This is a genomic window from Pseudomonas sp. GW821-FHT07F01, from assembly GCF_059418825.1.
This window is the reverse complement of the sequence record NZ_JBWKQO010000005.1, coordinates 1-20,331: the sequence shown is the minus strand read 5'-3', so window position 1 is coordinate 20,331 and position 20,331 is coordinate 1. Positions and strand designations below refer to the sequence as shown.

The 20,331-nt window shown below is 64.1% G+C and carries 16 protein-coding genes and 1 rRNA gene; 9 read left to right on the top strand and 8 right to left on the bottom strand.

The genetic code is table 11. The features are described from left to right. Position 1 precedes the first annotated feature (1 nt). Entirely contained in the window at positions 2–235 is a 234-nt protein-coding gene (locus AC07R1_RS18310) for a hypothetical protein (RefSeq protein WP_041774476.1), read from the bottom strand. Between the two features lie 115 nt (positions 236–350). Between AC07R1_RS18310 and AC07R1_RS18305 the strand changes: the two genes are divergently transcribed. The 5 genes from AC07R1_RS18305 to AC07R1_RS18285 all read left to right on the top strand — a co-directional run bounded on the left by AC07R1_RS18305 (position 351) and on the right by AC07R1_RS18285 (position 8,571). Beyond that, positions 351–1,769 (top strand): short-chain fatty acid transporter, encoded by a 1,419-nt coding sequence (locus tag AC07R1_RS18305; protein ID WP_011063472.1) that lies wholly within the window; start codon positions 351–353, stop codon positions 1,767–1,769. A 186-nt stretch (positions 1,770–1,955) separates the two neighbouring features. Continuing rightward, entirely contained in the window at positions 1,956–3,659 is a 1,704-nt protein-coding gene (locus tag AC07R1_RS18300) for an acid phosphatase (RefSeq protein WP_212805691.1), read from the top strand. A gap of 192 nt (positions 3,660–3,851) precedes the next feature. Then, positions 3,852–5,549, top strand: a complete 1,698-nt coding sequence (locus tag AC07R1_RS18295; protein ID WP_011063474.1) for a molecular chaperone HscC — start codon at positions 3,852–3,854, stop codon at positions 5,547–5,549. Between the two features lie 11 nt (positions 5,550–5,560). Continuing rightward, entirely contained in the window at positions 5,561–7,282 is a 1,722-nt protein-coding gene (locus AC07R1_RS18290) for a J domain-containing protein (protein WP_495110811.1), read from the top strand. A 116-nt stretch (positions 7,283–7,398) separates the two neighbouring features. Beyond that, positions 7,399–8,571 (top strand): hypothetical protein, encoded by a 1,173-nt coding sequence (locus AC07R1_RS18285; RefSeq protein ID WP_019093569.1) that lies wholly within the window; start codon positions 7,399–7,401, stop codon positions 8,569–8,571. Between the two features lie 113 nt (positions 8,572–8,684). Here the strand turns inward: AC07R1_RS18285 and can are convergent, their stop codons facing one another. After that, positions 8,685–9,329 (bottom strand): carbonate dehydratase, encoded by a 645-nt coding sequence (gene can, locus AC07R1_RS18280; RefSeq protein WP_011063477.1) that lies wholly within the window; start codon positions 9,327–9,329, stop codon positions 8,685–8,687. Between the two features lie 155 nt (positions 9,330–9,484). Here can and AC07R1_RS18275 point away from each other — a divergent pair, with 155 nt between their 5' ends. Then, positions 9,485–9,817: a hypothetical protein gene (locus AC07R1_RS18275; RefSeq protein WP_011063478.1), complete on the top strand. Its 333-nt coding sequence runs from the start codon at positions 9,485–9,487 to the stop codon at positions 9,815–9,817. A 138-nt stretch (positions 9,818–9,955) separates the two neighbouring features. Here the strand turns inward: AC07R1_RS18275 and rimI are convergent, their stop codons facing one another. Continuing rightward, a complete protein-coding gene (rimI, locus tag AC07R1_RS18270; protein WP_220223283.1) occupies positions 9,956–10,408 on the bottom strand; it encodes a ribosomal protein S18-alanine N-acetyltransferase in 453 nt (150 codons plus the stop codon). After that, a complete protein-coding gene (locus AC07R1_RS18265; RefSeq protein WP_495110810.1) occupies positions 10,405–11,205 on the bottom strand; it encodes an energy transducer TonB in 801 nt (266 codons plus the stop codon). Before AC07R1_RS18265 ends, rimI begins: the two co-directional genes overlap by 4 nt. A 179-nt stretch (positions 11,206–11,384) precedes the next feature. Here AC07R1_RS18265 and mksB point away from each other — a divergent pair, with 179 nt between their 5' ends. From mksB to mksF, 3 genes are read left to right on the top strand one after another with little or no spacing between them, the layout of a single operon-like run. After that, a complete protein-coding gene (mksB, locus tag AC07R1_RS18260) occupies positions 11,385–12,662 on the top strand; it encodes an Mks condensin complex protein MksB (RefSeq protein WP_041120711.1) in 1,278 nt (425 codons plus the stop codon). Further along, positions 12,652–13,359, top strand: a complete 708-nt coding sequence (mksE, locus tag AC07R1_RS18255) for an Mks condensin complex protein MksE (protein ID WP_015637041.1) — start codon at positions 12,652–12,654, stop codon at positions 13,357–13,359. Before mksB ends, mksE begins: the two co-directional genes overlap by 11 nt. Further along, entirely contained in the window at positions 13,356–16,199 is a 2,844-nt protein-coding gene (gene mksF, locus AC07R1_RS18250; protein WP_015637042.1) for an Mks condensin complex protein MksF, read from the top strand. Before mksE ends, mksF begins: the two co-directional genes overlap by 4 nt. 155 nt (positions 16,200–16,354) lie before the next feature. On the opposite strand, the gene AC07R1_RS18245 is transcribed toward mksF, so the two are convergent. The 4 genes from AC07R1_RS18245 to rrf form a co-directional block, all read right to left on the bottom strand. Beyond that, on the bottom strand, positions 16,355–18,658 hold the full coding sequence (locus AC07R1_RS18245) for a PqiB family protein (protein WP_011063484.1): 2,304 nt from the start codon (positions 18,656–18,658) through the stop codon (positions 16,355–16,357). Next, positions 18,651–19,274 carry a paraquat-inducible protein A gene (locus AC07R1_RS18240; protein ID WP_015637044.1) on the bottom strand — a complete coding sequence of 208 codons (624 nt, stop codon included), beginning with the start codon at positions 19,272–19,274 and terminating at the stop codon, positions 18,651–18,653. The genes AC07R1_RS18245 and AC07R1_RS18240 overlap by 8 nt, the downstream gene beginning before the upstream one ends. Next, on the bottom strand, positions 19,261–19,920 hold the full coding sequence (locus tag AC07R1_RS18235; RefSeq protein ID WP_015637045.1) for a paraquat-inducible protein A: 660 nt from the start codon (positions 19,918–19,920) through the stop codon (positions 19,261–19,263). The genes AC07R1_RS18240 and AC07R1_RS18235 overlap by 14 nt, the downstream gene beginning before the upstream one ends. Positions 19,921–20,069: 149 nt before the next feature. Then, a 5S ribosomal RNA gene (gene rrf, locus AC07R1_RS18230) occupies positions 20,070–20,185 on the bottom strand. Between the last annotated feature and the right edge of the window lie 146 nt (positions 20,186–20,331).

Below are 20,331 nucleotides of genomic sequence, written 5' to 3'. Positions count from 1 at the left end.
TTCAGTTGCCTTTGGCCATGGCGATCGCCGCCTGGATCGCCGCGCGGGCCTGGGGGCTGTTCTTCCAGCAACTGGAACCCACCAGGGCCGAAGCCTGGGTGACGATGTGCAGGGCATCGGCGGCGGCCAGCTGGGCCAGGGAAGTGATGCCCAGTTGTTCCAGGCGAGCGACCACGGTAGAACCGACACCCTTGACCTTGAGCAGTGCGGCGCGTTCTTCGGGGGAAAATGACATGGGCGTTGAGATCCTTTGCAGTCCGTGGCAATTGCCGCATTCTTGCACAGTTCTCGGCCGCCTCTGCCTGGGGCGGCCGACCTCCTTATAAACATAAGAAATCCGAGGTACTCACGTGGCCGCTGATATTCAAGATAGCCGCTCCGCCCGCTTTGCCCTGCGCTGCTCGAACTGGGCCGAACGCTGGTTTCCCGACTCCTGGGTGTTCGCCGCGCTGGCGGTGATCATCGTTGCCCTGGCCACGCTGGCCATGGGCGCCAAGCCCACCGATGCCGCGATGGCGTTTGGCGACGGCTTCTGGAGCCTGATCCCCTTCACCATGCAGATGGCCTTCGTGGTCATTGGCGGCTATGTGGTAGCCAGCTCGCCGCCGGCGGTGAAGCTGATCGACAAGCTGGCGCGCATTCCCAGGAACGGCCGCTCGGCGGTGGCCTGGGTGGCGCTGATTTCCATGGTCGCCTCCCTGCTCAACTGGGGCCTGTCCCTGGTGTTCGGTGGCCTGCTGGTGCGGGCCCTGGCCCGGCGTACCGAACTGCGCATGGACTACCGCGCCGCCGGCGCTGCCGCCTACCTGGGCCTGGGCGCGGTCTGGGCCCTGGGGCTGTCGTCTTCGGCGGCGCAGTTGCAGGCCAACCCCGGCAGCCTGCCACCGTCGATCCTGGCCATCACCGGGGTCATTCCCTTCACCCAGACCATCTTTCTCTGGCAATCCGGCGTCTTGCTGCTGGCCCTGGTGGTGGTCTCGCTGATCGTCGCCTACGCCACGGCGCCCGGCCCCGGCAGCGCCCGGGATGCCCAGGCCTGCGGGGTCGACCCGAGCTTCAGCATGCCCAAGCCGCAACCCCGGACCCGCCCTGGCGAATGGCTGGAATACAGCCCGCTGCTGACCCTTCTCCTGGCGCTGCTGGCGGCCGGCTGGCTGTATCACGAGTTCGCCACCAAACCGGCGATCACCGCGATCTCCGGGCTCAACACCTACAACTTCCTGTTCCTGATGGCCGGTGCCCTGCTGCACTGGCGCCCGCGCAGCTTCCTCGATGCCGTGGCCCGGGCAGTGCCCACCACCACCGGGGTGCTGATCCAGTTCCCGCTGTACGGTTCGATCGCCGCGCTGATGACCGTGGTCAAGGGCGTGGATGGCCAGACCCTGGCCCACCACATCTCGACCTTCTTCGTGCAGATCGCTTCCCACGACACCTACGCGCTGCTGATGGGGCTGTACTCGGCGGTGCTGGGTTTCTTCATTCCTTCGGGCGGCGGCAAGTGGATCATCGAGGCGCCCTACGTGATGCAGGTGGCCAATGACCTGCAGTACCACCTGGGCTGGGCGGTACAGATCTACAACGCCGCCGAGGCCCTGCCGAACCTGATCAACCCCTTCTACATGCTGCCGCTGCTGGGGGTGCTGGGCTTGAAGGCCCGGGACCTGATCGGCTTCTCCTTTGTCCAGTTGCTGGTGCATGCGCCCCTGGTGCTGGTGCTGCTCTGGGCCCTGGGGACCACCCTGTCCTACCTGCCGCCGGTCATTCCCTGACAGAGCCACAGGCCCGCTGCACAGCGGGCCTGTGGATAACGGCCCGCCGGCCCAATCGCAGATTTATCCAGGGCCCAGACAGCCAGGCCGTGCCGCATTCCTGTAGCCTTTGCGTCATATTCGGTTGTTACCGTGCGACCGAAATACTTTGTAACGAATCCTCAGAGAGCCGAGCAAGGAGCCGACATGAGCGACGATACCGACCTGCGCGACACCCCCGAATCCGCCACCGACCAGCCTACCGATACCAGCCGCCGCCGCTTCCTAGGCGGCGTTGCGGTTCTGGGGGTCGGCGCCACCCTGAGCGCCTGCGGCCAGCCCGGCGAGCCAGGAGGCAAACCGCCGGTGGAACGCCCCTTGTCCCCGGCCGAACTGGACAAGGCGCTGCAGGAGCAGGTGAAGAACGTAGTGGTACTGTTCGCCGAGAACCGCAGCTTCAACAACCTGTTCGCCAACTTTCCCGGGGTGGAGAAACCGCTCTCGGCCCTCAAGCCCGAAGACTTCCAGCAGCGCGACCGCGACGGCAACCTGTTGCAGAAACTGCCGCCGATCTGGGGCGGCATTCTCCAGGTGGGCCCGCAGACCCTGGACGGCATCACCTACCCGGTGGAAACCCAGTTCCAGGAAAACCTGCCCAATGCCCCCTTCGCCCTCAAGGGGCCCAGTGGCGAGGACCTGCCCCTGGGCCTGGTGACCCGCGACCTGTGGCACGTGTTCTACCAGAACCAGATGCAGATCAACGGCGGCAAGAACGACAGCTTCGTGGCCTGGGCCGACTCCGGCGCCCTGACCATGGGCCACTACGCCCAGACCCGCTACTCCCTGCGCCTGTGGGACGTGGCTCGGGAGTTCGTGCTCTGCGACAACTTCTTCCAGGGGGCATTCGGTGGCTCGTTCCTCAACCACCAGTACCTGATCAGCGCCAAGGTGCCGTTCTACCCCGATGCCGCCAACTCGGTGGCCAAGTCGCAGATCGCCACCCTGCAGGGCGACGACCCCAAGGGCACCCGCCTCAAGCCCCTGGACAAGTCCCCGGCCAGTGCCATGGACGGCGCTCCGCAGTTCGGTCCCAGCGCCCTGACCCCGGACGGTTTCGCGGTCAATACCATGGCCCCGCCTTACTGGCCGACCTGGATCCGCGACCCGGAGCGCCCGGACTACGCCAAGCCGGACCTGCCCAGCGTACTGGTGCCTCAAACCCACGAACACATCGGCGACAAGCTGTCGAAGAAGAACGTCGACTGGGCCTGGTACGGCGGCGCCTGGCAGGCGACCCTGGAGCAGTTCAAGGATTCCGGCGGGATTCCCAAGATCCCCAACTTCCAGTACCACCACCAGCCCTTCAACTACTTCGTGCGCCAGGGCCCGGAAAACCCCGCCGAACGGGCCAAGCGCCTGCGCGACGGCGGCCTGGGCGATGAGTCGAGCACCAACAAGTTCTTCGCCGATGCCGAGGCCGGCAAGCTGCCGGCGGTGACCTTCTACAAGCCCCAGGGCAACCTCAACCTGCACGCCGGCTATGCCGATGTGGCCGCCGGCGACCGGCATATCGACCGGGCATTGAAAGTGCTGCGGGAAAGCCCGCAGTGGAAAAACATGGTGGTGATCGTCACCGTTGACGAAAACGGCGGCTGGTGGGACCACGTGGCGCCGCCCCAGGGCGACCGCTGGGGCCCGGGCACGCGGATTCCGGCGCTGGTGGTATCGCCGTTCGCCCGCAAGGGCACGGTGGACCACACGGTCTACGACACCGCCTCGATCCTGCGGCTGATCACCCGGGTGTTCCAGTTGGAAACCCTGGACGGCATCAAGGAACGTGACCAGGCCATGATCGCCCGGGGCCAGAAGCCCATGGGCGACCTGACCAACGCCCTGCACTTCACGGCCTGACCCCGGCCGGGCCCGCAACGGGCCCACCTGCCACCGCAGAACCGAAACCCAAGCCCGGCTTCGGTTCTGCGGCACCGGCACAAATGATAGCCATATAACATCACCCACTTTACCCATCCACCCGGCGGGTAATATCCTGCGCGCCACCTATTTGTTTCATCTGTTTTCCGATTGGAAAGGGAGTTCGTCGTCATGATCGTAGGTATCGACCTGGGGACCACCAACAGCCTGGTCGCGGTCTGGCGCGAAACCGCCAGCGAGCTGGTGCCCAATGCCCTGGGCGAACTGCTGACCCCCAGCGTGGTGGGCCTGGACGACGAAGGCCGGATCCTGGTGGGGCAAGCCGCCAGGGAGCGCCTGCACACGCACCCGCAGCTCACCACGGCGCTGTTCAAGCGCTATATGGGCAGCGCCACCGAAGTGCGCCTGGGGGAACGTACCTACCGCCCCGAAGAACTCTCGGCCCTGGTGCTCAAGAGCCTCAAGGAAGACGTTGAGCGGGCCTATGGCGAACCGGTGGAGGAAGCGGTGATCAGCGTGCCAGCCTACTTCAGCGATGCCCAGCGCAAGGCCACGCGGATTGCCGGCGAACTGGCCGGGCTCAAGGTGGAAAAACTGATCAACGAACCCACCGCCGCAGCCCTGGCCTACGGCCTGCACCAGCGTGACCGGGAAACCTCGTTCCTGGTCTTCGACCTCGGTGGCGGCACCTTCGACGTGTCGATCCTGGAGCTGTTCGACGGGGTCATGGAAGTCCGCGCCAGCGCCGGCGACAACTTCCTCGGCGGCGAGGACTTCGACAACCTGCTGCTGGAACACTTCCTCGAACAGCAGGCCCAGGCCGCGGGCTTTCCCGAACGCCAGAGCGTGCTCCAGGCACTGCGCCGGGAAGCCGAGCGCGTGCGCCGCGCCCTCGGCCAGGAGCCCAGTGCCGAATTCAGCCTGCGGGTCGATGGCCGGCAATGGACCCAGACCATCACCCAGGCGCAACTGGCCAGCCTCTATGCGCCGCTGCTGGAACGCCTGCGGGCGCCCATCGAACGCGCCCTGCGCGATGCACGGATCCGCGTCAGCGACCTGGATGAAATCCTCCTGGTGGGCGGCGCCACCCGCATGCCCCTGGTGCGCAAGCTGGCGGCCGGGCTGTTCGGGCGCTTTCCCTCCATCAGCCTCGATCCCGACCAGGTGGTGGCCCAGGGCGCGGCGGTCCAGGCGGCCCTCAAGGCACGCTCGGCGGCCCTGGAAGAAGTGGTGCTGACCGACGTCTGCTCCTACACCCTGGGGATCGAGACCTCCCAGCAATACGGCAACCAGATCGAGAGCGGGCACTACCTGCCGATCATCGAGCGCAACAGCGTGGTGCCGGTAAGCCGGGTCAAGACCGTGCAGACCCTGCATGACAACCAGGAGCAGGTGCTACTGAAGATCTTCCAGGGCGAAAGCCGCCTGGTACGCGACAACGTCGCCCTGGGCCAGCTGGAAATGCGCGTGCCCAAGCGCCCCGCCGGCGAAGTCTCGCTGGACGTGCGCTTCACCTACGACATCAACGGCCTTCTGGAAGCCCAGGTGAGCATCCCGCTGACCGGGGAAAGCCATTCCCTGGTGATCGAAAACAACCCCGGCGTGCTGACTCCGGAAGAAATCCAGGAGCGCCTCAAGGCCCTGGCGCAATTGAAGATTCACCCCCGCGACCAGCAGGTCAACACGCTGCTCAGCGCCCGACTGGAACGCCTGTATCAGGAGAGCCTGGGGGAGTTGCGCGAACAGATCGGCTATTGGGCCGGGCAATTCCAGCAAGTGCTGGAAACCCAGGACGAACGCAAGATCCGCGAAGTGCGCAGCCAGCTCAGTGAACAACTGCAACACCTGGAAAACGGCCACTGGCACTGAGGAGCGGCAACATGGATTGCTGGTCCCTGCTGGAGTTGCCCGAGGACGCCGACGAACGCAGCATCAAGCGCAGCTATGCCCGGCAGTTGAAGATCACCCGTCCGGACGAGGATGCCGAAGGCTTCCAGCGCCTGCGTGAAGCCTATGAGCAGGCGCTGCAACTGGCCCGCTGGCGGGAAGAGATCGCGGATGAAGTCGAGGTGATCCAGACCGCCTCCACTAAGGCACCGCCCCCGGACAACCTGCAGGCCTGCTCGGGCCTGATAGAGATGGACGCGGCCGCCCCGCGGCCAACGCCGAGGGGCCCTTCCCAGGCCCAGCAATGGGCCAGCCTGCTTGAAGACGTCCCGCTGTCCGTCGAACCGCTGGCGGACTGGGTCCCGCCCGCCCCGCAGGATCCCGCCCCCCTACCCGCTCCAGCCACTAGCGCATTGCCGCTGCTCAAGGGGCTGGGCGTCGAGAACCTGCCAGAGCGCTGGCAACAGGCTCGGCAGGAGGGTTGCGAGGACGATTTCCTGCAGCGCCTGCTGGTGGCGTGCTGCGCCCACCCCGAGCAATACGCCGCGATCATCGGCTGGGCCGCCGAGCATCTGGACTGGCTGACACCCTGGCAACAACCGCCCATGGAGGCCTGGCAAGAGGCATTCCTGGTCAAGACGCTGTTGCAGGAATACCGCCGGACGCTGGAAGCGTTGCTGCAAGCCGGCCAGGAGCGGGCCTTCCTCGAACGCCTGACGAGCTACTGCGCACAACCCTGGCTGCGGATCTTCGATCATCGCCAGAACTGGCAGCATGAAATGCTGCAGTTGCTGCAGCAGCAAGCCTGGCAGGTACCCTTGTTCGATCGGGTATGCCAGTTGTTCGGCTGGGACGAAAGCCGTGGCAACACCCCTGAACCGGCGTGGCTCTGGCAGTCGCTGATCGAGCGCTGCCAGCAGGAGGCCTTCTATCAGAAGCTGCTGGCCAACGCCGGGGAACCCGGCGAAGCGACGCCGGACGTTGCCGCGGCTCGCCTGCTGCTGAACCCCATGCCCCGACGTCGCCAGGTCGCCCTGACCCGGCACTTCGAAGACGAACATTGGCAGGCCTGTATGGAGCTGTCGCAGACCCTGGCCTCGCGTTTCCCGGCGCTGCTGGAGCGGCTGCCTCGCAGCGATGTGTTTTTCTGGCAGAACCTGATGCCGCGTCCGCAGGGCGTGGACAGCTGGATCAGGTCAGGGGTCGCCATGGGGTTGGCCCTGAGCCTGTACTTCATGAACAAGCCCCAACACAGCAAAGAACTTGCAGTGATGATGGGGCTGTTCTGTGGGGGTGTCCTGGCGATTTTCGGGCTGATCCTGCTCAACACCTGGGCCCCTGCGATCGCCCGCCTGCTGGCCATCGACCTGTGGTTGAGCGAGCGCCTGGTGCCCAAGCGCCTGAATCCGCACCAGCACTGGCTGGTGCTGCGCCACGGGGTGCCGCAAACGGTCATGCTGGGCCTGTTCGGCTATTGGCTGGGGGCCCTGGGGATACTGGCCTACCTGGGCTTTGTGCTGATCGGCCTGCTGCATTCGCGGCGCATCGGCCAGCCGGACCCGGATTTCTGTGCCCGCAGCCCCTGGCTGGGCGCCTTGCACTGGAATCACTTCAGCCCCTGGCAGCCGATCTATCTGGTCGTCATGATCGTGGTCATCCGGGTCTGTCAGCTCCACGCCCCGGGGTTTCCCTGGACGCGCCTCATGCCTGGTTGAACCCTGCGCGGCCGGGGCAATGGATATTTTTTCACTCCCGGCTGTTTCTCCGCTCGGTGCTGTTTCAGTATGTCCTTCCCCCCTTCGAAGGGGTTCACGCTGAAAAGGATCTGAGCATGTTCAAATTCGCAGGAATGACCCTGGCGCTGACCGCTGCTGCCCTGAGCGCGACGGCACAGGCCGATGTCGAAGTCGATCTGGGCAGCCCCCAGCGCGTCACCCAACTCTTCGCCTACCCCAACAACTGCAACGTGATCTGCTATCGCAACTGGACCCTGGAGGAGACGGTGGCTCACTACCTGACCCAGAGCGTGCAGCGTGACGGCTACAGCGCTGCAAAAGTCAGTGTCAAGACCACCGGCGACAAGGTCCTGGCCTCCATCAGCGGTGTGCCGGACGGCTACGACAAGCCCCTGAGTGCCCTGCTGGATGCCGGCGACCTGGCCTACAAGGGCGCCAGCCAGCTCAATGCCGATGGCAAATGGGCCTACAGCTGGTACCTGTTCCTGCCCCTGGGCATGGCCCTGGAAAACCGCAAGAGCGTCGAACTGCTGCACTTCCCGCCGGACTATTCATTGACCCAGGCCCAGGACTATCTGGAGTCGGCCACCACCGACCGCTGGGCAACCCTGTTGACGGCCAACGGCATCGCCGCCGAGCAGACCCCGGCCTACCAGACCATCGTCGACATCGCGCCGATTGCCGCGCCATCGAGTGCCGGCAAGGACCTGGAGGGGGTCTACAGCTACTTCAACAGCTACCAGACCAGCATGGTCAGGCAGGTCAGCCAGAGCACCAGCGGCGCGGCCCTGCCGATGGTGGCCTTCGGCGCACCGGTGCGCAATTGGCTCAAGCAGCAGTACGGGGTCACGGTGAATGTGCTGGGCCTGGCACAGATCAGCCCCAGCGAGGGGGTCAAGGTGCCGGTGCTGGGCTCCAACCACCCGAGCTATATCTGGTACGCGGCAGACCCGGCGAACTACGACGATGACCAGGCCAAGGCCGATGCCGCGGGGTTGAAAGTGATGGGCCAGGACCTGAGCGCGGCCTGCTGGCAGGCCGGCATGGGCAGCAAGCCGGGAACCGATCCCAGTACGCTGCTGAGCAGTTGCACCCAGACCTGGCAGGTGACGCAGAAAGTGCAGACCTGCGAGCTGTTCTACACCTCGGTGCGCAAGCTGAGCGAGCAGCAAGCCGCGGCCAAATGCACCAGTGCACCGGTCAAGACCCAGCTCAACCAGCTCAAGGCCCCGGCACCGGCGCCAAGCACCGAGGTACCGCACCTCTGAGCCGACCCCTCAACCTGTAGCCGCTGCCGCAGGCTGCGATCGACCCGCAGGGTCGCGGTGCTCTGACAGAGCCCGCAAGCCTGCGCCCTATCGCCGCCTGGGGCCAGCGACGATCAGACCGCGCCCACCGGACGCAGCCGATACTGCGGCGGCAACTGCTCGAAGCCGCTGATGGTGGCATTCAGGCTCTTCCAGCGACCGTCCTTGATGCCATAGATGCAACCGTGGATCGACAGGCTCTGCCCGCGATGCCAGGCGTTCTGCACGATGCTGGTATGGCCGACGTTGGCCACCTGCTGGATCACGTTCAGCTCGCACAGGCGGTCGACCCGCTCTTCTTCCGTGGGCAACTGCCCCAGCGCTTCACGGTGCTCGTAGTACAGGTCGCGGATCGAACGCAGCCAGCCGTCGATCAGGCCCAGCTGGCGATCCTGCATAGAGGCGCGCACGCCGCCACAGCCGTAGTGGCCGGTAACCAGGATGTGCTTGACCTTGAGTACATCCACCGCGTACTGGATCACCGACAGGCAATTGAGGTCGGTGTGCAGTACCACGTTGGCCACGTTGCGGTGCACGAACAGATCGCCCGGCAGCATGCCGACGATCTCGTTGGCCGGCACCCGCGCGTCCGAACAGCCGATCCACAGGTATTCCGGGGTCTGCTGGCGAGCCAGTTTGGAGAAGAAGTCCGGATCTTCCTGCTTGATCGCTTCGGCCCAACGCTCGTTGTTATCAATCAGATCTTGTAGTTCGTTCATGCTGTGAAGCCTCAAGAATGATGCGCTGCTTTGACAGACGGCCGCCCGTCGAGGTCACGCCTATTGCTACAGATACCGGCCATCCCTTGCGGGGGAATCTTCAGGGGCGTGCAAGGGTCCACCCTTTATCCAGTCCCGAAGTATGAGTAATCGCCATGAACGAATCACGACGCCCCTACAACGCCCCCCAGCCCGAACCCATCGACGACGATCAGGACCGCATGGGCTCCATGGAGGAGCTGCATTTCGATGACGACGAACCCGCCGCCCGCGCCAGCAACCGCGTCACGGACGACGGTGCAAGCGATGATGACCTGAGCCCGGAAACCCTGATCCGCGAAGACGGTGCCCGCTCCGCCCATGAGGCCGGTGCCGACAAACCGGCCGACTGGGACCTGAGTATTGTCGAAGAAGAGAACATTGGTGGCGGCAATGGCCTGGATGAAGCCGAACTGGCCCGCCGCGACCCGCTGGACGGCAAGCCCTGAGCCCTGCACCGCATTCAATGACGCGCTCTCCCGCAGGAGCCGGCTTGCCGGCGAAGAGGCCCTCAAGCCGTGCATCGCCCCGAATGGCGCCTTCGCTGGCAAGCCAGATCCTGCAGCGGCCCGCGTGCGGTTAGAGGCTCAGTCGACCAGCGTGCAGGCCATGACCAGGGCGTCTTCGCGACCGCCTACCGCCGGGTAGTAGTCGCGGCGGCGCCCCACTTCATTGAAGCCATAACGCTCGTATAACCGATAGGCGGTCTGGTTGCTGGAGCGCACTTCCAGGAAACACTCCCGGGCGTCCTTCTGGTAGGCGCGCTTCATCAGCTCTTCCAGCAACCGCAGGCCCAGGCCGCGGCCCTGGCTTTCCGGCTTGATGGTGATGTTCAGCAGATGCGCTTCGTCGATGATCACCTGGATCACCCCGTGGCCCACTTGCTGGCTGCCTTCGAACATCAGCCAGACCTCGTAGGACTTGAAGGCATCCATGAAAATGCCCCGGGTCCAGGGGTGGCTGAACGCCGCATATTCGATTTTCAGGATGCTATCCAGGTCCGCTTCGGTGGCCAGGCGGAAGGTCAACGCGTCACTCATTGGTCATTTTGCTCATCAGTGCTTTTCCAGCGCGTCATCAAGCGACGCATGGCTTGCCAGACATCAGCCTTACGCTGTGGCTCTTCCATCAATAGTTCCAGGCCAGGCAGGGCCCAGGTCGAACCCAGGCCTTCGACCTGGAGTTCGCGGTTGTAGGATTCGGCATTCGCCTCGCCGGCAAATCGCACCGCCGGCAGGCCGATCAGCCACAGACAGACACAGGGTTCCTGCTCGATCCGCACGCCGACAAAGGCCTGGACGAAATCCCGCGCAGCCTCGGGGCCCTGGTCCAGGTTGCCCCGGGTCAGCATCGGCCAGCGCACCGGCTCGGCGAGGATCTGCGGGCTGTCCGGCAGGCCGGCGGCGCGCAGCATGTCCTTGAGCAACAGGTAGGCCGGGTCGCGGCTCTGGAAGGCTTCGCCTGTGGGTAACTCCACCAGCAGCAGGCAACGGCCGGCGCGCAGCAACTGCAGGGCAAAACGCGGCGGCGGTACCACCGGGGCCTTGACCACCGGGGCCGGGGCCTCTTCGCCCTCGATCGGCGCCTTGCTGGCTGGGCGCGCAGGGGCGGTGGAGGGGCGCGGCACCTCGATCTTCGGCCGTTCGACGTTCCTTGCAGCCGGCGCCGCGGGAGCCTTGGCCTCGACCACAGGGGCAGGCGGCGCCTCCACCTCCGGTTCCGGCAGGGCCAGCAACTCGGGGCGCGAAGGGGCGGCAAAGGGCAATTCGCTGCGCGGCAGCCAACTGACCACCTGCATGGCGGACAGATAAGCGCGACGACGGGACTCGATAAGCAAAGGTCGGCCACTTGTGGATAACTGAGGTGGGGGATTCTACCGTCCTTCGCCGAAGATCGCCCGCAGTTGATTGCGCACAAAAGCGACTGTCCGTCTCATACCTGGACCTGGGGGTGAATCGTCAGCCCCCTGATGCAGTACAATCGCCGCTTTTCATTGCCAACCAGCCGGCCATTCCGATGATCGAACCCAAGCGCGTCTTGCGCGCCCTCGCCGAACACTGGGCACTTCTGGAGCCGCTGTGCGAGCACTTCGACCAAGGCACCCTGAGTCTTGCCGAACTGCGTTCACAGCTGTCTGCCCAACAACTGGACAGCACGCCCCAGGACATCACCCACCTGCTGGACGTATGGATACGCCTGGACATCCTGGTCCCGGTGGCGAAAAGCCCGAACCGTTTCGAGCTCAATGCGCAGATCCACGACTTCCTCGCCTACCTGCGCCGTGAGCACCGCCTGGGCCTGTGCCTGGAAATCGAAGCCTACCTGCGCCACCTCGAGCGCCTGGCCGGTTACATCCAGGACGCCTTCGACGTGCGCGACGGCAACGACCTGGCGCGCCAGCTGCGGCTGCTGGACATGCGCGTGCGCGATGTCCTGAAGAAGCTCGCCAACGACGAACAGGCCCTGGTGGCCGTGGCCGAGCGGGCCAAGACCAGCGACCGGCAGATCCCCCTGCGCCAGCGCTATGCCGAGGTGCTGGCCACCTGGGACGAATACGTCGAACCGATGATCCAGCTGGTGAACGCCGACGGCGCGTTCGAACAGGGCGTGCGCAAGGTGGAGAACGTCCTGCTGCGCATGCTCACCGAACAGCAGCGCCTGGGCCACCTGGTGGACGACGACATGCTGCTGCGCACCCACGCGCGGATCCTGGAAATGCAGACCAGCGCCCAGCTGACCCTGCGCCATGCCCGGGAACTGCTGCTGCCGCTGCGTGAGGAGGCGCGCCGTCATAACGCCGTGACCCGCGGCGCGGCCCTGGCCCTGTCGGCCATCCGCCGCAAGGGCATCGACGCCGTGCCCCAGGCCGCCATGCCGATGTTCACCCGTCCGCAAAGCACCTTCCTCGGCAGCTCCGGCCAGGTGGAAGCCTATGTCTACGCCCTGGCCCGCTTCGAACCCAAGCCCGCGCGCTTCCCCAAGGCCCACAAGACCCACAAGGGCGTGGCCCCCAAGGCACCGCGTACGGTCCGGGAAATGCTCGAGCGCTGCGAAGACGCCCTGCCGATGCCGGACCTGATGAGCTGGCTGCTGGACCAGGAGCCCGATGGCGCCACCGACGAACTGCTGTACTGGTTCTCGCGCCTGTCCCGGGAAAAACGCTTCAAGCGCGAGCGCCTCGAACGCCGCGACTACCACACCCAGGAGCACCAGGTCAGCCTGCGCTCCTTCGCCCTGCTCTCGGCCCGCGATGACGCCGCCGAGCATTCTGCGAGCAACGCCAATGCATCTTGATCTTTCCGAACTGTCCCAGCTGGCGCCGATCTTCCGCGAGCTGTTCAAGGGTTACCACGTCAGCCGCCGCGACCCGGAGCTGTACGCCCAACTGTCGAACTTCCAGGACCAGTACCGCACCCTGTTCAAGGCCCTGGGCTTCGAGCTGGTGTGCGATACCCGCGGCTTCTACTACTTCGTGCCGGACAACGCCGCCGCCCAGGTGAACAAGACCGCTCAGCGCCTGGCGCTGTTCACCTTCATCCTGGTGGAGCACCTGGCCGACCAGGGCCGCGACCCGATCGCCGTGCTCGACGGCGGCAGCCTGGGCCGCGACGAACTGCCGTCGCTGCTGGAAAAGTACCGCGACCTGTTCATCCAGGCCGAAGTGCAGACCCAGGAAGAGCTGGAAGAGAAGATCATGCGCCGCATGACCCAGCTGGGTTTTGCCGCCGAGGAGCCGGGGATCTATCGCTTCCTGCCGCCGATGCACCGCTTCCTCGATGTCTGCCTGTCGGTGCAGCAGGACCGCGACCTGGCCGCCAGCCTGCACAGCGTGCTGCCGTTGCCGACCCCGGTGCTGGTGGACAACGACAGCGACGAGAAACTGCTGCAGACCGATGACCCGCTGGACCTGAGCGAATTCGACGAGTCCGAAGAAAGTGAAGAAGACGCGCTGGCCCGAGCCATCGCCGAAGAACAGGAGCTCGACGCATGAGCAAGGAACGCTACGGCATCCGCCGCTTCGCCCTACTGAACACCGCCGGCTACAGCCTCGGCCTGTTCCCCCTGGAAGAGCCGCTGTCGGTGTACGGGGCCAACAACCTGGGCAAGTCGGCATCCATCAACGCCCTGCAATTCCCGATCCTGGCACGCATGTCGGACATGAGCTTCGGCAAGTACAGCCTGGAACAATCCCGGCGCTTCTACTTCGCTTCCGACACCAGCTACATCCTGGTGGAAGTCTCGCTGCCCCACGGCCCCCATGTGATCGGCGTGGTCGGGCGCGGCCCGGGCGGCGGTTTCGGCCACCAGTTCTTCGCCTACGCCGGGCAGCTGGACCTGGCGCACTACCAGAAGGACGACACCTGCCTGCGGCAGAAAGAGCTGTTCACCAACCTGGAGCGCCAGGGCCTCAAGGCCTATGAGCTCAAGCCCGATGAACTGCGGCGCCTGCTGGTGGGCGGCCACACCTCGATCCCCCTGGACCTGACCCTGATCCCGCTGCGCTCCACCAGCGAGCAAAGCCTGAAGACCTTCCGCGCGTTGTTCATCAACCTGCTGCACATGCGCGAAATCACCGCGGCCAAGCTCAAGCAGCTGTTCCTCGACGCCTTCGAGCACAGCCTGCGCTCCGGCAGCGTCGACTACATCGCCGCGTGCGACGAAGCTTTCCGCGATGTGCGGCGCATGGAGCAGGACTACAACTCCCTGGTGGCCGCCGGCCCCCTGGTGGAGGCCCTGGCCAACGGCGTGAAGCAGCGGGACATTCTGCGGGGCAAACTGCATCGCCTGTCGCCACTGCTGGACTCGCTGCTGGGCACCTGGTCGGACTACGCCGGCGCCCGCAAGGAAGAGCTGACCATCCAGGCCGAGCATTACCGCAACGAGCAGGACGCGCTGCAGAACGACCAGCGCAGCAGCACCCAGGAAATGATGCGCCTGGAGCGGGAAATCACCGGCACCCAGCGCTGGCTGGGTGAGCTGTCGGTGCTCAAGCACCGCTTCGCCCTGGTGGATGACGTCAAGGTCCTGGAACAGCAACTGCTGGCGGCCAAGGATGCTCACGACGAGCTGGCCGGCGCCTTGGCCCAGTCCCGGCAATTCTCCGCCGAAGACCTGGAAGAGCGCCTGCGGGACCTGGAAAAACGCCTGAAGTCGGTGAAGCAGCAGCTCGATCATGCCGACAACAACAGCTACGCCCGCCTGCGGGAAGAGTTCTCCCAGCAGGACGTGGAGCGCCTGATGCGCCTGTTCAACAGCGCGCTGTTCAGCCTGCCCCTGGGCGAGCATGGCATTGCCCTGGACGACAACGGCGAGTGGGTGAAGTCGGTGGAGCTGATCCTCGACGGCTTCAAGGGCGAGCGTTTCGAAGTGCCGGGGCTGTCGATCGACATCTCCCACATCGAACCGCCAGCCTTGCAGGCCCTGGCCGACCGCGCCGCCCTGCGGGATCAGAAAGAACGCCTGGAAAAAGAGCTCAAGCAGCTCAAGACCCAGGCCGCCGTGGCCGCCGACCGCGCCGCGAGCAAGACCCAGACCGAAGCCCTGTACCAACAGGTACTGGATGCCCAGAAGGCCCTGGAAGACTTCCGCCGCGCTCAGACTCTGAGCGCCGAGGAAGGCGAGAAGCTGGAGCAGCTGGCACAGATGGAGGCCGCCCAGGACGAACTCAAGCGCTCCAGCGACGCCTTCACCGAGCGCGTCCAGCAGTTGTCCGCGAAGCTGCAACTGGTGGGCCGGCAGATTGCCGACATGGAAGCCAAGCAGCGCACCCTCGACGACGCCCTGCGTCGCCGTCAGTTGCTGCCGGCGGACCTGCCGTTCGGCACGCCGTTCATGGACCCAGTGGACGACTCCATGGACAACCTGCTGCCACTGCTCAACGACTACCAGGACAGCTGGCAGGGTCTGCAACGGGTCGACGGACAGATCGAGGCGCTGTATGCCCAGGTGCGCCTCAAGGGCGTGGCCAAGTTCGACAGTGAGGATGACGTAGAGCGGCGCCTGCAGCTGCTGATCAACGCCTATGCCCACCGCACCGACGAAGCCCTGACCCTGGGCAAGGCGCGCCGCGCCGCGGTCACCGATATCGCCCGGACCCTGCGCAATATCCGCAGCGACTACGACAGCCTGGAACACCAGCTGGCGCTGTTCAACCGCGAGATCAACAAGCGCCAGGTGTCCAACCTGCAGAGCTTCCGCATCGTCCTGGCGCCGAACAAGGAAGCCCTCAAGCACATCGACCAGATCATCCACAGCGCCGGGCAATACGAAGAAGGCGAGACCCTGTCGGTGTTCGACCTGAGCCAGAGCGCCGAGCAGGACAACAAGAACGAAGAAGCCAAGGAGTACCTGGCGCGGCTGGTGGCGGCCAACCACAACCAGCTGGGCCTCAAGGACCTGTTCGAACTAGCGTTCGAGATCACCAAGGTCAACGGCCAGCCGGTCATCCACACCGACATCGATGGCGCGGCGTCCAACGGCACCACCATGACCATCAAGGCGCTGACCAACATGTACCTGTTGCTGCACTTGATGGACCGCGACCAGGCCGGGCGCATCCGCCTGCCTTACTACCTCGACGAGGCGGCGGACATCGACGAGCGCAACCAGGCGGCGCTGCTGGAAACCAGCCTGCAACTGGGCTTCGTGCCAATCCTGGCCAGTGTGAAGCCCCAGGTTTCGGCCCAGGTGGCCATCGACCTGGAAGGTGGCAGCGGACCGAACGGCATCTACATCGACGAGGCCGACTGGAAGTTCATCCGTCGTCACGATCAGGTCAAGGCCGTGCTGAACGCAGAGCCGGAAGCAGAAGCGGAGCTGGACGAAGTCTGATTTCGTAACGCTGCAACGAAAAAGGCCGCGCTCTTCCGAGCGCGGCCTTTTTTATGGGAAAGCTGTTGTAGGAGCTGGCTTGCCAGCGAAGGCGTCCTCTGGCGCGACGCAAGGCTGAGGGCCTCTTCGCCGGCAAGCCGGCTCCTACAAGAAGGTTATTTGCCCAGGGGGATCTTCGGTGCCCAGGTCAGCCATTCCTCTTCGAACTTGTCGAACAGCGGGAAGGTCTGCTGAGGCCGCGCCGGGTTGCCCATGCGCTCGCCATCCGGTGTCGCGAAGGCAATCCCCCCCTGGATCAGGGTCTCCAGGGATTCGGTACGCACCGTCGCCCCCTTGAACAGGCCAAAGTCGACACCAAATCCACTGCTGTTCCAGAAGCGCGTACCACTGCGAACCAGCGGTGCGTACTTGGGTTCGATGAGGATGTGGATAAGTACCCGATCGGCCGTCTGGCCCAGCTCGTAACCGGTCACCTTGCCCACCGCCACTTCGCGGTAGGTTACCGGCACTCCGACTTTCAGCGAGCCACGCCGAGCAGCGCTCAACACCAGGCTCAGGCCGGCTTCCTGAACGCTGGCTTCCGGCGGTTGCGGCAAGGCGACAAAACTGGTCTGCACGCCCTGGCTCTTCGTCGCAGGCTGGACCTCGATGTATTGGCCGGTGACCAGGGTTTCCAGGTTCGAGGTCTTCATCAGGCCCAACTCCGGCTTGACCACCCAGAACTGGCTGCCGACCCGGGCGATGCGCTCGGGCACTTCGGTGATCCGCGCCTTGAGCATGACCGATTGCATATCGGCGCTGAGGGTCACTTCTTCCAGCTTGCCCACGTCCAGGCCCTTGAAGCGTACAGGCGTACCGGCCCGCAAGCCGTCGGCGCGATCAACCTTGATGCTCACCAGGGTGCCGCGCTGCGCCGCCTCCTCCTGGTTGGCGAACAGGCGGAAACGTGGAATGCGCTTTTTCAGCGGCACGTTGGGCAGCGGGGTCTCGAAGGCGATGCCACCCGCCATCAGGCTTTGCAGCGACTCGCTCTTGATCTGGATACCACCGGTCAGGCCCCCGGTCAGGGTGATGCCACTGACGTTCCAGAAGCGCGTCGAACCGTTGACCAGGCCTTCATATTCCTTCTCGATGTGGACGCCGATCACCAGTTGCTTGCGGGTGTGGGAGAACTGGTAGCTCTGCACCGACCCGACCTTGACCTGTTTATAGAGAATCGGGCTGCCGACATCCAGGGACCCCAGGTTGTCGGTGAACAGCACCATGTGCAGGCCGGGGGCACGCAGGTCCAGCGGCGGGGCCTTGGCCCGGGCCTCGAACTCGCGCTGGGGCGCGGCGCCCTTGTCGCCGGGACGGATAGCGATGTAGTTACCCTTGACCAGGGCCTCAAGACCGGTGATGCCGGCCAGGGAGATCGAAGGCTTGACGGTCCAGAACTGGGTGCCCTGGACCAGGTAATCCTCGGCCAGGGGATCGAGAGTCAGCTCGGCGGTGGCGCTGCTCAGGTCGGAGTCGACCTTCAGGGCCTTCAGGCTACCCACCTGGATGCCCTTGTACATCACCGGGGTGCGCCCGGCCTGCAGGCCTTCGAAATCGGTGAGCTTGACCTTGACCCGGATCCCGGCCTGGGCGGCGTCGAAGTCCTCATACAGACGGAACGGCAGGCTTGGGTCGGTGGGCGGGCTGTCCTTGCGATTCTCCGGCGTGGCAAAGGCGATCCCCCCGGCGACGATGCTGGACAGGGACTCGCTGCGTACTTTTACCCCCGACAGGTTGGCGTCGATGCTGATGCCGCTGGCGTTCCAGAAACGTGTGTGTTTGCGCACCAGATTGGCATAGGTGGGCTCGATATAGACCTTGAGCTCTACCGTGTTCTGGTCTTCGGAGAGCAGGAAGCTCTTGATCTGGCCAACCTGGATCTGCTTGTAGAACACCGGGCTGCCACGGTTCAGCGACCCCAGGCGCTCGGCCTTGATGGTCAGGTGCAGGCCCGGTTTGGCATCAGATAAAGGAGGCTCTTCGGCCAGGGCCTTGAACTTGCGACTCGGCTCGCCATCCCCGGGGCTGACGGCGATGTAGTTGCCCGAGACCAGGGTTTCCAGGCCAGTGATCCCGGCCAGGCTGACACTGGGTTTGACCAGCCAGAAGCGGGTGTTGGTCTTCAGGTACTGTTCGACGTCCTTGTTCATCTCGACCGTGGCAATCACTCCCTTGGAGTTGCCCTCATCGTCCAGAGCCAGGGTCTTGACCTTACCTACGGGCATGCCCTTGTAGACCACTTCAGTCTTGTTGGCCTGGATCCCCTCGCCGCTTTCAAAGCGCAACTGGATCTCGATACCGGTCTGGCTGTAGGCACGCCAGCCCAGCCAGCCGCCGATGATCAGGGCAATCAGGGGCAATACCCAGATAGCCGACCAGTTGGAGGCCGGGCGGGTTTTGGCGGTAGGCAAATCACTCATGGTCGTCGTCCGACTCCGTGTTATCCCAGATCAGTCGGGGATCGAAAGTTACTGCAGCCAGCATGGTCAGAATCACCACGCTGGCAAAGGCGACCGCACCGAGATTGGCCTCGATGCTGGCCAGCCGGCCAAAGTTGACCACCGCCACCAGGATGGCGATGACAAAGATATCCAGCATCGACCAGCGGCCGATGAACTCGATAAAGCGGTACATGATGATCCGCTGTCGGGCCGAGAGCGGCTGGTGACGCTGCACCGAAAACAACAACAGGGCAATGCCCACCAGCTTGAAGGTGGGCACCAGGATACTGGCGACGAACACCACCGCAGCGATGGGAAACATGCCGTGCTGCACCAGCTGGATGACCCCGGACATGATGGTGCTGGGGTCACCCTGGCCCAGGGAACTGACGGTCATGATCGGCAGCACGTTGGCCGGGATGTAGAGGATCGCGGCGGTGAGCAGCAACGCCCAGGTGCGCAGTATGCTATTGGGGCGGCGAGGATGAACCATGGCCCCGCAGCGAGTGCAGGTCTGCTCTTCGCTGTCAGCCTCCTGCCGATTCAACTCGTGGCATTCAGTACAGATCAGAATGCCTGCCTCAATCGCCCGCATGTATATCCTCTCCCGATAACGCTTGCCAGATCTGGTGAGGCGACATCACCACCTCCAGCCAGACCTGCACCAACAACAGACTGATAAAACACACCAGGCCCAGGCCCACGGTAATGGATGCCATGTCGGCCAACTTGACGATGGCCACCAGCACCCCCATCAGGTAGACCTCGAGCATGCCCCAGTCGCGCAGATGGTGATAAATGCGATAGAGCAGCAGGCCGTAACTGCGGCCGATGTCCCAACGAATACTCAGCAGGACTAAAAGCTGGCAAATCAACTTGAGCAGGGGAATGCCCATGCTGCACAGGAACACCACCACCGCCACGCCTTCCATCCCGGTGTCGAACAGCCCCTGCACACCGCTCCAGACCGTGTCCTCGGAAGACTGTCCCAGTAGATTGAGCTGCATGATGGGTAGAAAGTTCGCCGGCACATAGAGCAACAAGGCCGCGATCACCAAGGCCAGGCTGCGTTCGACCACATTGTGCCGGTGCGCGTAGAGCTCATAGCCACAACGCGGGCACTGGGCTTTCTCACCGAGGGCGAGCTTGGGCTTGCGCATCAGCAAGTCGCATTCATGGCAGGCAACCAGGTCGTCCAGTGGTAATTCTGACAACCCGGGGGCGTCAACCGGTTCTGGCATAGAAGGCTCTGGGAGTGGAGAAAGTAACGGTTATTCTAGTGTTCCAATCCGAAAATAACTGTGCAAATTTGTTTGCGAATAAGAGCAAGTTTTTCCACGCGCAAAAACAAAACCCCAACTGCATGTGCAGTTGGGGTTTCGGAATTTAATCTTGACGATGACCTACTCTCACATGGGGAAACCCCACACTACCATCGGCGATGCATCGTTTCACTTCTGAGTTCGGGATGGGATCAGGTGGTTCCAACGCTCTATGGTCGTCAAGAAATTCGGTAGCCAGTCCGTTGCTTGTGCAACGTGCCAGCGAATGGGTATGTAATAGCTTTGTGTGTTTGCAAACTTTCGGTTTGTATCGTCTTCACACACCGCAACTCGCTTCTTAAGCAAATTGCTTGGGTGTTATATGGTCAA

Bases quoted from the DNA above. Each gene is read 5' to 3' on its own strand.
- mksB (WP_041120711.1), top strand. From the start codon at position 11,385: ATGATCGAACCCAAGCGCGTCTTGCGCGCCCTCGCCGAACACTGGGCA.
- can (WP_011063477.1), bottom strand. From the start codon at position 9,329: ATGAACGAACTACAAGATCTGATTGATAACAACGAGCGTTGGGCCGAA.
- AC07R1_RS18290 (WP_495110811.1), top strand. From the start codon at position 5,561: ATGGATTGCTGGTCCCTGCTGGAGTTGCCCGAGGACGCCGACGAACGC.
- rimI (WP_220223283.1), bottom strand. From the start codon at position 10,408: ATGAGTGACGCGTTGACCTTCCGCCTGGCCACCGAAGCGGACCTGGAT.
- AC07R1_RS18240 (WP_015637044.1), bottom strand. From the start codon at position 19,274: ATGCGGGCGATTGAGGCAGGCATTCTGATCTGTACTGAATGCCACGAG.
- AC07R1_RS18300 (WP_212805691.1), top strand. From the start codon at position 1,956: ATGAGCGACGATACCGACCTGCGCGACACCCCCGAATCCGCCACCGAC.
- AC07R1_RS18245 (WP_011063484.1), bottom strand. From the start codon at position 18,658: ATGAGTGATTTGCCTACCGCCAAAACCCGCCCGGCCTCCAACTGGTCG.
- AC07R1_RS18310 (WP_041774476.1), bottom strand. From the start codon at position 235: ATGTCATTTTCCCCCGAAGAACGCGCCGCACTGCTCAAGGTCAAGGGT.
- AC07R1_RS18285 (WP_019093569.1), top strand. From the start codon at position 7,399: ATGTTCAAATTCGCAGGAATGACCCTGGCGCTGACCGCTGCTGCCCTG.
- mksF (WP_015637042.1), top strand. From the start codon at position 13,356: ATGAGCAAGGAACGCTACGGCATCCGCCGCTTCGCCCTACTGAACACC.
- AC07R1_RS18235 (WP_015637045.1), bottom strand. From the start codon at position 19,920: ATGCCAGAACCGGTTGACGCCCCCGGGTTGTCAGAATTACCACTGGAC.
- AC07R1_RS18295 (WP_011063474.1), top strand. From the start codon at position 3,852: ATGATCGTAGGTATCGACCTGGGGACCACCAACAGCCTGGTCGCGGTC.
- mksE (WP_015637041.1), top strand. From the start codon at position 12,652: ATGCATCTTGATCTTTCCGAACTGTCCCAGCTGGCGCCGATCTTCCGC.
- AC07R1_RS18275 (WP_011063478.1), top strand. From the start codon at position 9,485: ATGAACGAATCACGACGCCCCTACAACGCCCCCCAGCCCGAACCCATC.